We start from the raw sequence: 13,948 nt of genomic DNA, 5'->3' as shown, positions 1-13,948 counted from the left end.
TATGCATCCTCAGGTTGAAAGCAACGAAACGGGATCGAAAGATTGCGTCGACATCGATGCATTTATCAAAGTTCTTAGAACCGGTCTCGAAGAACTCCACAGCACAGCTATTTCGCTTGAGACGGCACTTTCTCGAGTCATATGCCACGACAATGCTTTGGATGCCTCTACCATCCAGGCACTTCAGTCTTTGGACTACTCGCGGCAATACGCAAGAGACCTATTGGCTGTCCTCCAGCGCTTTGGTGGTCAAGTAATGTGGGAACCTGGGACAGCGATTCCGATCCAAGATTTTTCTGATACGGTAGATATGAAGGGAACGATCGCTCCCTTGACCAACAATCTGGGTCAAACCGTCACCAAGGATCAGGATATTTGGTTTTGATCCCCATAATATAACTCAGAACAATTCCACATCGTTCCCGGCAGGCTTACGGGTCGGCACAGGCACTTCTTCCCTGACAGGAGCCGAAACCATCTTTTGCATCACACGGCCTTCCGCGGGATAAAATTTGATGTGACGCGCAGATGTTCCGCCAATCGAAGTACCGAGGCAAACAATGCCTTCGCGTTGAAGATACTCCAACGCAAATTCTCCATTTTTGCCACCAATGTCAGAGAGCCCAGTCACCATCTTGGCCCCGCCAAAGACCTTGGCCTTCAGATTGTTCCGATCCGCACCACGCCGAACCATTCCATTGATCAACAGCTCCATGGCGTTCACACCGGCAAAATCATTCAAGACTCCACCGATGTTGGTTTGGGCAACCAATATATGATTCATGCCTCCAACATTAGCCTGATCATCCCACAAGCAAATCGCAACACAAGACCCAAGTATGGTCGAGATCAATTCGCCCGGACGTGTTCCAACTGCATATTCGCCTTGGGTGATTGTGGTTTGCATTTTTTTGATTTACTCAAAAACTTTAATTGGATCTTGGCCGCGGTCAGCAAAGCTGCAGATTTTGCTGGCCATACGTTCAAGCGGCAATTGTATACCGACTGCACCGGCCTCAAACGCAGCACGGGGCATCCCATAGACCACACAAGAGGCCTCATCCTGACCAATTGTCTGCGCGCCGGCACACTTTAGTTGGGTCAAACCATCAGCGCCGTCGCGACCAAGACCTGTCAAGATGACGCCGATCACATGCTCTGCAAAGTCAACCGCCGAAAGGAACAACGCATCCACTGACGGATGATGGCCATTGATCTTCGGCCCCGTCCGTTCTTGACAGATGAACTGGCTCCCATCTCTGCGTATTGTTGTGTGCGTCATGCCCCCTGGGGCTAAATAGACCGTGCCTTGTTGCAAAGCGACACCATCCGATGCGACCTGTACATTCATTGCCATGCGCTGAGACAACCTTTCGACAAAACTGCTAAGAAAACTGGCCGGCATATGTTGGGCAATAACGACCGGAGGTGTATTGCTGGGCAGCCGCCTCAAGACGCTCTCAATAGCGGCGACTCCACCGGTGGAAGCACCCATCAAAACGATTTTTCCGTTCCAAGCATTCAATCGAGCTGTTGTATCCGCCGTTGTTTTTCCAGTGTTTCGCAACCGCCCGGGCACGCGCAACTTCGATGTTCCCGCTGTCAACAAACGCTCTGCTAGACGCTTCATGAAACGATCGTCAAAACCGTCAGACGGTTTGACCTGAACGTCGACGGCCCCAAGCGACAGCGCCCGAACGGCAGCAACACTGCCCTGATTGGTCACACTGGAAAGCATGACGACAGGCATGGGTCTGAGCCGCATGATGCGTTCAAGGAAGTCCAGACCATTCATGCGAGGCATCTCGACGTCGAGGGTTATGACATCCGGGTTGAGTTGCTTGATCCTTTCACGTGCGACATAGGCGTCCTCAGCTTCTCCTACCACTTCGATATGTGGATGCTTGGCCAAGCCCAGTCGCAGCATTTGCCGTATGGCAGGTGAATCATCGACCAATAGAACCCTGCATTTGGCACCGACTTCTAGATTGGGACGCTCTGACATCAGAACTCCCTCCACTCATCAGATTTTGATGTTGAATCGGCCCCATGTGTGCCGGTCGCTGCGCTACTTTTTTGTTCAGAGGGCGACGCAATTTCCGATACAACCGATTTGCTCGAAAAATCACGGCCAACCCCGATGTTGAACTGACCAACGGTTCCAACAAGCGCCTCGACCCGGTGTGCTAGGGCATGGGCGGCTGCGGTGGTTTCTTCGAACATGGCCGCGTTTTGTTGTGTATTGTGGTCGATGTCGTTCACGGCCTGGTTGATCTGTCCAAGGCCTTTGCTTTGCTCCTCTCCTGCGCGTGCAATTTCATCGATATGTGACGCAACCTCGGCAATCGATTCCACGATGCCTTTCAGCGCCGCACCGGTCTTGCCGACCAATTCCACGCCATGGGATACATGCTGTCCCGACCGCGAGATGAGATCCGAGATCTCGGATGCTGCATCCGAACACCGTTGCGCCAGCGCCCTAACTTCAGTGGCCACGACGGCGAAACCGCGACCAGCCTCACCCGCGCGGGCGGCTTCGACGCCCGCATTCAGAGCCAAAAGGTTTGTCTGGAACGCGATATCCTCGATAAGGGAAATGACCTCGACCACTTCTTTGGACGAGTCAGAAATGGCCGACATAGCCTGTTCGGCGGCTTGCACAATTTCGCCGCTGTCCTGCGCAGAACTGCGTGCATTGGAAACAAGCGAATTGGCCCGTTGTGTCCCGTCGGAAGTCGAGGCGACGCTTTGCGTCAACTCATCCAAGCTGCTGGCGGTCTGTTGTAGGGTCGAGGCCTGCATTTCCGTCCGGCGCGCCATCTCATCCGCAGCCTTCACGATTTCAGCGGTCTCCTGGCGCATCGCGCTGGTTTCATCGAAGACCGAGGCAATTGCTTGGCTCAGCGTTTCGGTCGAAGAATTGAAATCCGCCCTTAGCTGTTCATAGTCGCTGCCCAGATCCTGCGTCAGCCGATGCGTCAGGTCCCCGGCCGAGATGGCCTTCATTCCGATGCTGAGCGTTTCCACGACGCGGGTCTGCACCTCGGCCATTTGCTTGCGGTAGGCTTCGGCCTGAGCCATCTGCCGGTGACTTTCGGAAATGTCCTTGCCGATAAACAACATGGCCGAGGTGGCATTGCTGCGGTCCTTGATCGGGAAGGCCCCGCCTTCAAAGATTGCATCCGTCGGAAGGTGGCGGAACAGCCCCGTCACCGGATCCCCCTTGGACACCGTATCCAGAACCGGCAGGTCCTTGTCCCCGTCGAAATGCACCAGATCGCGGTCGATCTGGCCGCTGGCCACGGAAGGATCGGCAAATTGGCATGCCTCGCGGAACCGGGCGTTGCATGATCCGAGGCGACCGGACAGATCGAATTCGGCCTTGGACTGATGCTCATGGATAGCTTTCAGAACCGCCTGATCGCCGCGCAATTCGGTTACGTCCAGCCATTCCAGAACAAGCCCCTGGCTATCGCCAGCGTCGTCCTGCATCGCGTCTACCTTCAGCTGGATGAAGGCCTGCCCGACATGAATGTCGGTCGAGAAAGGCAGGTTTTCCGGCCGGCTGAGCCTTTTCCGAACGACCTCGGGCAGTTTGTGGAACCGGTCCATGTTCACGCCGATCAGAGCGTAGGGATCAAAGTTGGCATCGACAGTGCGGAAATCGACAAGGCGGTCGTTCAACAGGCTGATCACTGCCGGGTTCATATAGGTGATATTGAAATCGGAATCCGTCATCATCAGCGCGGCCGAGGTCGCCTGAAGCGCAGCGCTGCGCCGGATGTTTTCCGCCTGATGCGACAGGCTGACCTCAAGTTCCTGCCGGAGGCCATCCAAGGCCTCGCCCATCACCTGAAGCTCATCCCCGGATCGGGTCGCCTGAACGCGCGTGGAATAATCCCCGCCCTGCATCCGGGCCAATGCTTCGGTCATGCGGTTGATCGGACGGACGAGGAAGATCGTCAGGCCATATGCCAAGGCCCCCGCAAGCAGGATCAGCACCGTGCCGCGGATCAACGTGGAATAGCCGAAATCGGTGGCGTCTGCGACCAGGTGGTATTCCGCTTCTTCCACGATGAGGGCGAAGCTTTTTCCCAGGATGCGGACCGGCGCGAAGGCGACGAAACTGGGGTCTTCCCCGTCCAGACGCGAGATGTCCTGATCGCCGAAGACGCCGGTCATGCGAATGTCGCCTTCGGCAATTGCGTCTGCGCCGGCCAGGTCGGGCGCGCCCGCCAGGATGATACCCGAGGCGTCAACGACATAGGAATGCGCCACGTCGTCTGGCTGTTCCCCGACGGCTGACAGTTCGGCCAGGCGGGTACTGTCCAGCTCCAACACGATGGCGCCGATCGGCACCTGATCTTGCGACAGGATCACCTGCCCGGCAAAGGCGCGAAACCCCTGCCCCTGACGGGCAAAATCGCTGATCCGGGCGACGGGTTCCTTGCCGGCGATCATCTGCCCGACCAACCCGCCCAGGGTTGGATCCAGCGCGCCGGCCTGTGCACCAATGGCCGACCGGTCACGAAGCGAGAAGACCACGCGCCCGGAGGCATCGGTCAGCACCACATCGCGGTAGCCGCCGTGATCGGCCACTAGGCTGAAATATTCCTTCGACCGGTTATAGGATCGGTCGAACCCGGTGGATTGACCGTTTTCCTTTTCCTTCTGCCGGTCCAGGGCCTTGGCAAGAGAGGTCACAGCAAAACTGACCGAGGGCGAGGTCGCCTGAAACCCGATGTCGCCTTCGACGGATTTGCCCCATTCGGTAAGCATCACGGCCCGCACAGCCGCGTCGCGTTGCAACACCCGCCGCCCATCTTCAATCAGGCGGGATCGCGCGTCGAAATAGATCAGCGTGCCGATCACCGCGATCGACAGCCCGCTGAGCACGATCAACGCGCTGACGATTTTTCCGGAAATTCCAAATCGGGGCATAGCACCATCCCTTGCAACCTACCCGCAATGGGGCCATTGCAAGGCTTTATCGCGCCACCGAATGAAAATTGGCTTAATCAGCCAAGACTATTTCACCGCCCGTGTACGAGCAGAAATTATCCCTTCAGACCAGACCGTTATCCCGCGCCCGCATGGCCGCATGGGTGCGGTTCCGGGCATCAAGCTTGCGCGACAGGGTCTTCACATGCAGCTTGATCGTGACTTCCTGAACACCCAGATCCCGGGCGATTTCCTTGTTCGACTTGCCCGCCGCAATGCCGCGCACGACCTCAAGTTCGCGCGGGGTCAGGCTCGACGACATTTTGGCCACGGCCTCATCCGGCAGGAAGAAGCCGCCGGCGATCAGCGTGTCGACCGCCTCCATCAGTTCCGCCGGGGCCAGCGTTTTCGGCAGGAAACCGGCAGCGCCGGAATCGATGGCGTGGCGGGCGATATCGGGGCCCGCAGCGCCGGAAATCAGGGCAAAAGGCGTGTTGGGATAGGTCGCGGCCACGTCACGCAGACCATCCAGCGCCTCCATCCCCGGCATGCGGTAGTCCAGCATCACCAGATCATAGTCATCCGCCTTCAGCGCCGCGACCGCCTCGTCGAAACTGCCGACCGAGGTCACCTCATGTGCGCCATTCTGCGTGAGATAGGCGGCTATGGTCTCGCGGACCAGCTCATGATCATCGGCCAACAGTACTCTACCCATACTTGCAACCCTCTTGCGAATCCGACTCAGACACTACCCAAAAGCACAGGGTATGTGCCAAAAACTTGCCGAGACGTTTACGACACGGCAATGAAAAGAAACTAGGACTCAATTTGTATCTATGCGGACGTTGGAAGGAAATTCGGCATGCGACAACACCTGGCCATGATAGTCATCAATCTCGCCCTGGCATTGTTTCCCGCAACCGCCCAGGCCGAGATCGCATTGCCAACCGAAGCCGCCGACCCGATTCTGACAATTATCGTGCCCGATCAGACATATGTGCTGGATCGTGACGCGCTGACTTCACTGCCGTCGCAAAGCTTTACGACCTCGACCATCTGGACCGAGGGGCCGCAGGAATTCACCGGGTTGGCCATGGCGGACCTTCTGGCCATTCTCACCAATCTGGATGAGACATTGACGATGGACCGGCTGAACGCGGCCAGTTTCACCCTGATCGCCGCGAATGGCTATCAGATCGAAGTGCCGATTGCGCATTACAGCGAACGTACCGCGCTGATCGCCTATGCGCGCAACGGCCAGCCGATGACGCTGCGGGACAAAGGGCCGCTGTGGATCGTCTATCCTTTCGACACCGATCCGATGTACCGTTCCGAGGTGATCTACGCCAATTCCATCTGGCAGCTGGAGCAGATCGTTTTCACCGAATAGGGATGTGAAGGGCCCGCAACCTCTGACCCGGACGACGAAAAAGAAAAACCCCAATGCGCCCGGCGACCGGGGACGGACCTGGTATCGCTTCGGCCTGCCGGGCCTTTTCTTTGTAATATCGGCCTTTGTCGTCGTCTATCTGCTGACCGACGTGCGCGCCAAGATGGGAGAACTTGAAAGCTCTCCCTTCGACAACGTGCAATGGACCCTGACCCAGCTTGAGGTCGAATATCTGACCTTCGCCATTCAGGTCGAACGGGCCGACGCGCTGAACTACAGCGATCCGCTGCCGCCTGACCTGGGACAGCTGCGCCGCCGCTACGACATCCTTTATTCCCGCGTGCAGACCATTCGGGACGGTACGCTGTATGACCCGGCGGTTTCGGGCGGCAATATCGAAGAGGATTTCCAGAGGGTCGCGGATGAGATCTTTGGCCTGGCTGAGCTGATCGATCAGACCGACGCCGCGCTGCTGGCCGACCTGCCCGAAATGCGCGCCCGGCTGGACGCGCTGCACCCCTCGATCCGGCGTATCCTGACCATCGGCAACCGAGGCCTTGCGCTGAATTCGGACACCAAGCGGAAAGAGATTTCCTCCGTTCTGATCCGCCTGGCCGAGGCCACCGGCGTGCTTCTGGTCACGCTGACGATGATCACCCTGCTGTTCCGGCGCGAGGCGGCGGTGTCCGACAACCGCCTGAAGGAAAACCTGGCCTCGTCCGCCCGGCTCGAAGCGATCTTTTCCACCTCGCGCGATGCCATCGTGGTGTTCGATCAGGCGGGCCATGTGCTGAACCTCAACCGCGCCGGGGAAGAGATGTTCGGCACCCGCGCCCTGCCCGAAAGCAACGCCCGCATCTATCGCCTGCTGGCAAAGGAAGAAAGCGGCAGACTGCTTCCCATCACGGGCCGATCGCTGTTCGATGCCGCGCGGTCCGGACGGCAGAGCCGCCTGCGCCTGACAGGGTTCCGCCAGACCGGGGCGGAATTCCCCGTCGAGATTTCCATAGACATTTCAACGCTTTCCAGTCGCCCCATCTGTGTGGCCGTGATCCGCGATATCTCTCACCAGGTCGAGGTCGAGCAAGAGTTGAAGCAATCGCGCGACACCGCCCGCGCCGGCGAACGGGCCAAGGCCCGGTTCCTGGGCGTCGTCAGTCACGAGATGCGCACACCCCTGAACGGGATCCTCGGGGCCATCGAATTGATCGAGGCCGAATCCCAAAGCGGTGCCAGGGCCACCGAAAGTTTCGACACCTATTTCCCGGTCATCAAAAGCTCGGCCAAGTCGCTGGTGTCGCTGGTCGACGACGTGCTGGACCTGACCCAGATCGAAGGCGGGCCCAAGCTGTCGCTGCGGCCCTTCGATCTGGATGCCTTGCTGGATGAAATCGTCCTGGCCGCCGAACCTTCGGCCCAGCAGCTGGACAACAGCCTGACCCTGGTGCGGGACACGCCGCTTGGATGGGTGCGCGGCGACCCGGACCGCATCCGCCAGATCATCACCAACCTTGTCGCCAATGCGATCAAGTTCACCCGCGCCGGAGAGATCGCAATCGAAGTGGCGCGCGGCACCAAGGAGGTGGTCGAGATCCAGGTGATGGACACCGGCATGGGCATGACCGCGGACGAACTGGCGCATATCTTCGACGATTTCTTCCGCGCCGACACCGCCATCCGCCAGCAGATCAAAGGCACCGGCCTTGGTCTTGGCATCACCCGCAGCCTGGTCGACGCCATGGACGGCGAAATCGGCGCGGAAAGCGAAGAAGGCGAAGGATCGGTCTTCTGGTTGCGGTTGCCTCTGCCCCCGGTCGCCCAGGACGAGGCCACAAAGACGCGCAAGACACGCGCGCCCGACCTGCCCCGCGCCCGCATCCTTCTGGTCGAGGACAACGCGACGAACCGGCTGATCGCCCGCCGCCTGCTGGAGCTTGAGGGCCATATCGTGACCGAGGCGGTAAACGGGGCCGACTGTCTGGATCATTGCGCCACGGCCGCCTTTGATCTGATCCTGATGGACATCTCGATGCCCGTGATCGATGGCCCGACAGCCGCGCACCACATCCGCCAGGGCGACGGCCCGAACAAGGCAACGCGGATCGTGGCGCTGACAGCCCATATGGCCGGGGCGCTGGACATGTCCGAAGCCATGCGCGCCATGGATGCGATCCTGCACAAGCCCCTGGACCGGCAACTTCTTTACGATCAGATCAGCCTAGCGCTTGGGATCAAGTCCGACAGCGGCGACAGGCTCCAGCCGTCGCAGCTGACCCTGTCGGCCCTGCTGGGCGCCCTGCCCGCCGAAACCGCCACCAAGCTGATCGACGCCTTCCTAAGCGAGACAGATCGCGACCTGCCGAACCTTCTGAACGCCGCCGCCACCGCGCGCAGCACGCCCGACCTGGGCCTTGCCGAAGCCCTGCATGCCCTGGCCGGTGCCGCCGCCAGCCTTGGGATCGCGCCGCTGCACCGTGCGCTGGCCAATGCCGAACAATCGGAACGCGCCGGTCAGACGGAAAAGACCGCGCGCCTTGTGTCGGGGATCCTGGATCAATGGCCCGAGATCCGGGCCGAGATCACCGACCTGCGCCCCGGTCCCTTGTCATCGGATGCTCAGCCCGCCGCGACCTAGACCAAGTGGTCCATCCGGGGTAAACTGGCGGCCTGCCGTTCAACACAAAGGTGCGCCATGACCCGCCAGGGGCAAGAAACCCGCCTTCGCCTGATCCGCGCCGCCGTGGCGCTGTACCAGTCCCGGGGCTACCACGCGACCGGGGTCTCTGCGATCCTCGACCACGCCGGCGTTCCCAAGGGGTCGATGTATCATCATTTTCCGGGGGGAAAGCAGGCGCTGACCATCGCCGCCGTCGATTACCTGGCCGAGGATATGGCGGCGCGTTTCGCCCGCACGGCCGATGGCGGTGCCAGGGCGTGCATTCAGATCACACGCCTTTTCACCGACGCCGCGGCCTCGCTTGAAGCGCATGACTATGCACAGGGCGCACTGCTGTCGCTATTGGCGCAAGAGGTCGAACCGGGTGAAACCGCGCTGCGCAGCCGGATCGCCCAGGCTTATCGCGATGCCTCGCGCCAGTTGGCCGACAATCTGGCCGAGGGCGGTGCCGACATGCCCGAAGAGCTGGCGACCACCGTTCTGGCCGCCCTGGATGGAGGCGTCGCCCGCGCCCGCGCACAGCGGTCGACCGTGGGTCTGCACAGCGCGGGCGAGGTTCTGGCGCGGCTTGCCGGGGAATAACCCCGGCATCCCTCACGCAAACAGATCGTGGGCCAGTTCCAGCGCCTCGATCAGCACGTCGATCTCGGACTTGGTGTTGTAGACCGCCAGCGACGCGCGGCAGGTGGCCGAGACGCCCAGATGCTCCATCAGCGGGCCGGCACAATGTTGACCGGCGCGCACCGCCACCCCTTTCTTGTCGAGGATGGTCGAGATGTCATGCGCATGGGCCGCCCCATCCAGCGTGAACGAGAAGATCGCCCCCTTGCCCGGCGCGTTGCCCTGAACCTGCAACCAGTTGAGGCCCTTGAGCCTTTCCGTCGCATAATCGGCCAGCGCGCGTTCGTGGGCGGCGATATTTTCCATCCCCAGGGACATCATGTAATCCAGCGCGGTGCCCAGCCCGATGGTCTGCACGATGCCCGGTGTCCCGGCCTCGAACTTCATCGGCGGGTCATTGTAGGTGATGCCGTCGCGCCGCACTTCGCGGATCATGTCACCGCCGCCAAGGAAGGGGCGCATCTCTTTCTGACGTTCCATCCGGGCGAACAAGGCACCGGAGCCGGAAGGCCCGTAAAGCTTGTGGCCCGTGATCGCGTAGAAATCGCACCCAATCGCCTGGACGTCCACGGGCATATGCACCGCCGCCTGGGATCCGTCGATGACCGAGACCACACCACGGTCCCGCGCAGCCTTGGAGATCGCCGCCACATCGACAACCGTGCCCAGCACGTTCGACATATGGGTGATGCAAACCATGCGCGTCTTCGGCCCCATGGCGTCGATCACCGCCTGCGGGTCCAGCGACCCGTCAGGCTCGATCTCGACCCACTTCAGGGTCACGCCCAGGCGTTCGCGCAGGAAATGCCAGGGCACGATATTCGCGTGATGCTCCATCACGCTTAGGACGATTTCGTCGCCCTCCTGAAGGTGCACAGCCCCCCAGCCATAAGAGATCAGGTTCAGCGCCTCGGTCGTGCCCGAGGTAAAGATGATCTCATCCTCGGTTCCGGCGTTCAGAAAGCGCGCGACCTTGCCACGCACCGCTTCGTAATTGTCGGTGGCAAGGTTGGACAGGTAATGCAACCCGCGGTGAACGTTGGAATATTCGGCCTCATAGGTGCGGGTGATCGTGTCGATCACCGCCCGCGGCTTCTGGGCCGAGGCCCCGTTGTCCAGATAGACCAGCGGCTTGCCGTTCACCTCGCGCGAGAGGATCGGGAAATCCGCGCGGATCTTGTCGATGTCGAGCATCACAGCCCTCCTGACGGGACGCCAAGCCCCAGAATTCCACTCAGGATCGACAGGGCAAAGACCGTGGCCACGAAGGTGCCCAGCAGGGTCCCGAACCCTTTGACCGTTTCGAATTGATGTGCTGCCGCGATGAAGACGACCAGAACCCACAGACCCCAGACGCCGACCGCAAGCGCGAAAAGGCTGCCCAGGAAGGGGATCGCCAGCGACAGCACGGAAATGATGATCTGGGCCAGAAGCCGCAGCGCCTGAAGCCAGACGGTGATCTTCATCACCGCATCCAGATCACCGCGCCCGCCCAGGAACCGGCCCATGATCGTCAAAAGGAAGACCATGACGGTGAAGATCAGCAGGATCGCCCCGGTCACGATGAAGGGCGCATTGGCCATGTTCACGGGAACCAGCCCCGCCGCCGCCGCCGAGGGCAGCAGGACGCCGTAATACAGCCCGTTCAGCACCGCGATCAGGATCAGTGCCGTCCAAAGCGTCGGCCGTGCCGCCGCAAATCCGGTGACGACCTTCGCGGCCGAGGCCGGAGAGACCACGGTTTCGACCACCAGGTCGCGCATCTGTGCCAGGTTCATGCCCTGCGTCATGACGTGCCCCTTTCGACGGCGAACAATCCCGCCAACCAGAACCAGAGAAACACGGCAAGTGCCAGCGCACTTGTCAGGCTTGTCTGCAGACTTGGGCCGACAAAGCCCTCCATCAAGCCGTTCAGCAGGAAAACCGGGGCCGAGGCAAGCAGCGCCCAGAACAGCGCCATCCGCGCCGCATAGGGCGTGGCCTTGCCGCCAAAGACCCGCGCGATGGCATGGGATAGCCCCGCCAGCACGTAAAGGATCAGCGGCAGCATGAAAACCAGCGCCATCAGCGATCCGCCGATCAGCATCTGGACTTCTGCCCCGGTTTCAAAGGCCTGTCGCGACAGCCGCGGCCATTGGGCGATGAACAGCAGCACGCAGCCGGCCATCAGGATGGCCAGCGCACGGGATTCCTGTTCGCCGGCGATCCGCCGACGCAAAACCGGAACCGGCCCGCGATAGCTGGCCGCGATGTCTGCCATGACCGACATCAGCCGCGCCGACGCTCCAGCCAGCCTTCGACCCGGTTCAGGATTTCCTGGGCCAGGTCTTCGTCCTCGATCTCCTGCACCGCCTCGGCGATGAAGGCGATGGTCAGAAGGTCGGTCGCCTGATCCGCCGGCACGCCGCGCGATTTCAGGTAGAACAGCCCGTCTTCGTCGATCGCGCCCGAGGTCGAACCATGCGAACAGGCCACGTCGTCGGCGTAGATCTCAAGCTCGGGTTTGACCAGGAACTGGCTGTCGCCGTCCAGCAGAAGCGACTGGCTGATCTGGTAGCCGTCGGTCTTCTGGGCACCTTCCTTCACCAGGATCTTGCCCTGAAAGACGCCGGTAGCGCCGTTGCGCAGCACCTTCTTGAACACCTGACGGCTTTCGCAATTCTCGGCGTCATGGGTGATGAAGACGGTGTCGTCGTGGTGGAAATCGCCGTCGCCCATGCAGGCGCCCGCAACATGCGCCACCGCATCGTCGCCGGTCAGCTCGATCACGCATTCGTTGCGCGTCAGGCGGCCATTGGCGGTCAGGGTAAAGCTTTTGAACACGCTCTCGGTGCCGAGGCGGGCAAAGATATGCGTCGCGGCCTGGCGTTCATGATCGCGGCCCTGGGCCCGGACATGGTGGAAGGCAGCGCCATCCGCGATGTCGATCTCCATGACCTTGTTGAACCGCGCAGCGGCGGGGCCGTTTTCCAGCACGGTCAACGAGGTCCCGGCATCCAGTTTGACCACGTGGTGCAGGATCGCGTCCGAGCTGTCGTCAGTATGGCGATAGATCAGCGAAATCGGGCGCTTGGCGCTTTCGGTCACGTGGATCAGCACGCCGTCGGTGGCAAAGGCGGTGTTCAGCGCGGCCAGCGGACGGGCGACGGGATCCTGACCATTGGCTTCCAGCGTACCGTAAAGACCCTGGGCCCAATGGATGTCGCTGTCCTCGGCCAGGCGATCGATCTTAAGCCCCGCCTCGGTCAGGTCATCGCTGTCTTCGGCACTGAAGACACCGTCGACAAAGACGACCTTCAGGCGGTCGACCTGGTCAAAGATCAGCGCCTCGTCGGTCTCGAACACGGCGGCCTTTGCAGGCGTGGCCTGGGTCAGGCCTTCCGGGCGGGTGAACTTCCAGTATTCGTCACGGGCATGGGGCAGCCCCATCTGGACCAGACGGTCCAGCGCCGCGCCACGGGCTGCAGCGGACCAGCCCTGATCCGTGACCGGACCCAGGGCATCCAGACGCGCCTGCGTCAGGTCCTGTTTCTGCTGTTTCAATACATTCCGAGCGACAGCCATTACGCGTTTTCCTCCAGAATGTCGGCATAGCCGTTCTGTTCGACTTCCAGCGCCAGCTCAGGCCCGCCGGTCTTCACGATGCGGCCGTTCGCCATGATGTGCACGACGTCGGGTTTGATGTGGTCCAGAAGACGCTGGTAGTGGGTGATCACAAGGAAGCCACGGCCTTCGTCACGCAGGGCGTTCACCCCTTCCGAAACCAGTTTCATCGCGTCCACGTCCAGGCCGGAATCAGTTTCGTCCAGGATGCACATGCGCGGCTGAAGCACGGCCATCTGCAGGATTTCGTTGCGCTTTTTCTCACCACCCGAGAAGCCGACGTTCACCGGACGCTTCAGCATCTCGGCGTCGATCTTCAGGGTCTTGGCCTTTTCGCGCACGAATTTCAGGAAGTCGGCGGCGGACATTTCCTCTTCGCCGCGGGCCTTGCGCTGTGCGTTCAGCGCGGTGCGCAGGAAGGTCATGTTGCCGACGCCGGGAATTTCGACCGGGTACTGGAACGCCAGGAACAGGCCAGCGGCGGCGCGTTCCTCGGCTTCCATGTCCAGCAGGTCTTCGCCGTCCAGGGTGGCTTCGCCGCCCGTCACCTCGTAGCCGTCCTTGCCGGACAGAACGTAGGACAGGGTCGACTTACCCGATCCGTTCGGGCCCATGATCGCGTGCACCTTGCCCGCCTCAACGGTCAGGTCCACACCCTTGAGGATCTGCTTGTCCTCGTCTTCCAGTTTCACCTGAAGGTTCTTGATCGTCAGCAT

General features: G+C 60.8%; 13 protein-coding genes. 4 read left to right on the top strand and 9 right to left on the bottom strand.

From position 1 onward, the window contains the following. Window position 1: 1 nt before the first annotated feature. Complete coding sequence (locus BMX99_RS15005; protein WP_093453590.1) at window positions 2-385, top strand: hypothetical protein; 384 nt, start codon at window positions 2-4, stop codon at window positions 383-385. 15 nt (window positions 386-400) lie between these two features. On the opposite strand, the gene BMX99_RS15000 is transcribed toward BMX99_RS15005, so the two are convergent. From BMX99_RS15000 to BMX99_RS14985, 4 genes are all read right to left on the bottom strand, one after another. Then, entirely contained in the window at window positions 401-907 is a 507-nt protein-coding gene (locus tag BMX99_RS15000) for a chemotaxis protein CheD (protein WP_093453587.1), read from the bottom strand. A gap of 9 nt (window positions 908-916) precedes the next feature. Beyond that, window positions 917-2,005 (bottom strand): protein-glutamate methylesterase/protein-glutamine glutaminase, encoded by a 1,089-nt coding sequence (locus BMX99_RS14995; protein WP_093453584.1) that lies wholly within the window; start codon window positions 2,003-2,005, stop codon window positions 917-919. Next, the gene (locus BMX99_RS19815; RefSeq protein ID WP_093453581.1) at window positions 2,005-4,941 is read right to left on the bottom strand and encodes a methyl-accepting chemotaxis protein; all 2,937 of its coding nucleotides are present in this window, start codon (window positions 4,939-4,941) and stop codon (window positions 2,005-2,007) included. The genes BMX99_RS14995 and BMX99_RS19815 overlap by 1 nt, the downstream gene beginning before the upstream one ends. Before the next feature lie 124 nt (window positions 4,942-5,065). Further along, entirely contained in the window at window positions 5,066-5,656 is a 591-nt protein-coding gene (locus tag BMX99_RS14985; protein ID WP_093453578.1) for a response regulator transcription factor, read from the bottom strand. Between the two features lie 147 nt (window positions 5,657-5,803). On the opposite strand from BMX99_RS14985, the gene BMX99_RS14980 reads away from it, so the two are divergent. From BMX99_RS14980 to BMX99_RS14970, 3 genes are read left to right on the top strand one after another with little or no spacing between them, the layout of a single operon-like run. After that, entirely contained in the window at window positions 5,804-6,331 is a 528-nt protein-coding gene (locus BMX99_RS14980; RefSeq protein ID WP_093453575.1) for a putative pterin-binding protein, read from the top strand. 4 nt (window positions 6,332-6,335) lie between these two features. Further along, on the top strand, window positions 6,336-8,966 hold the full coding sequence (locus tag BMX99_RS14975) for an ATP-binding protein (RefSeq protein WP_093453572.1): 2,631 nt from the start codon (window positions 6,336-6,338) through the stop codon (window positions 8,964-8,966). A 57-nt stretch (window positions 8,967-9,023) separates the two neighbouring features. Then, on the top strand, window positions 9,024-9,590 hold the full coding sequence (locus BMX99_RS14970; protein ID WP_093453569.1) for a TetR/AcrR family transcriptional regulator: 567 nt from the start codon (window positions 9,024-9,026) through the stop codon (window positions 9,588-9,590). A gap of 12 nt (window positions 9,591-9,602) precedes the next feature. On the opposite strand, the gene BMX99_RS14965 is transcribed toward BMX99_RS14970, so the two are convergent. The 5 genes from BMX99_RS14965 to sufC are packed head-to-tail and all read right to left on the bottom strand — an operon-like array spanning window position 9,603 to window position 13,948. Then, window positions 9,603-10,823 carry an aminotransferase class V-fold PLP-dependent enzyme gene (locus BMX99_RS14965; protein ID WP_093453566.1) on the bottom strand — a complete coding sequence of 407 codons (1,221 nt, stop codon included), beginning with the start codon at window positions 10,821-10,823 and terminating at the stop codon, window positions 9,603-9,605. After that, complete coding sequence (locus BMX99_RS14960; protein ID WP_093453563.1) at window positions 10,823-11,419, bottom strand: Yip1 family protein; 597 nt, start codon at window positions 11,417-11,419, stop codon at window positions 10,823-10,825. The genes BMX99_RS14965 and BMX99_RS14960 overlap by 1 nt, the downstream gene beginning before the upstream one ends. Then, on the bottom strand, window positions 11,416-11,889 hold the full coding sequence (locus BMX99_RS14955) for a YIP1 family protein (RefSeq protein ID WP_322788145.1): 474 nt from the start codon (window positions 11,887-11,889) through the stop codon (window positions 11,416-11,418). The genes BMX99_RS14960 and BMX99_RS14955 overlap by 4 nt, the downstream gene beginning before the upstream one ends. A gap of 8 nt (window positions 11,890-11,897) precedes the next feature. After that, window positions 11,898-13,193, bottom strand: coding sequence for a Fe-S cluster assembly protein SufD (sufD, locus tag BMX99_RS14950; RefSeq protein WP_093453557.1), 1,296 nt, complete (start codon window positions 13,191-13,193; stop codon window positions 11,898-11,900). Further along, window positions 13,193-13,948, bottom strand: a complete 756-nt coding sequence (sufC, locus tag BMX99_RS14945; protein WP_093453555.1) for a Fe-S cluster assembly ATPase SufC — start codon at window positions 13,946-13,948, stop codon at window positions 13,193-13,195. The genes sufD and sufC overlap by 1 nt, the downstream gene beginning before the upstream one ends.

This window comes from Pseudooceanicola nitratireducens (assembly GCF_900109195.1).
Classification (GTDB): domain Bacteria; phylum Pseudomonadota; class Alphaproteobacteria; order Rhodobacterales; family Rhodobacteraceae; genus Pseudooceanicola; species Pseudooceanicola nitratireducens.
This window is presented reverse-complemented; position numbering and strand designations above follow the sequence as displayed.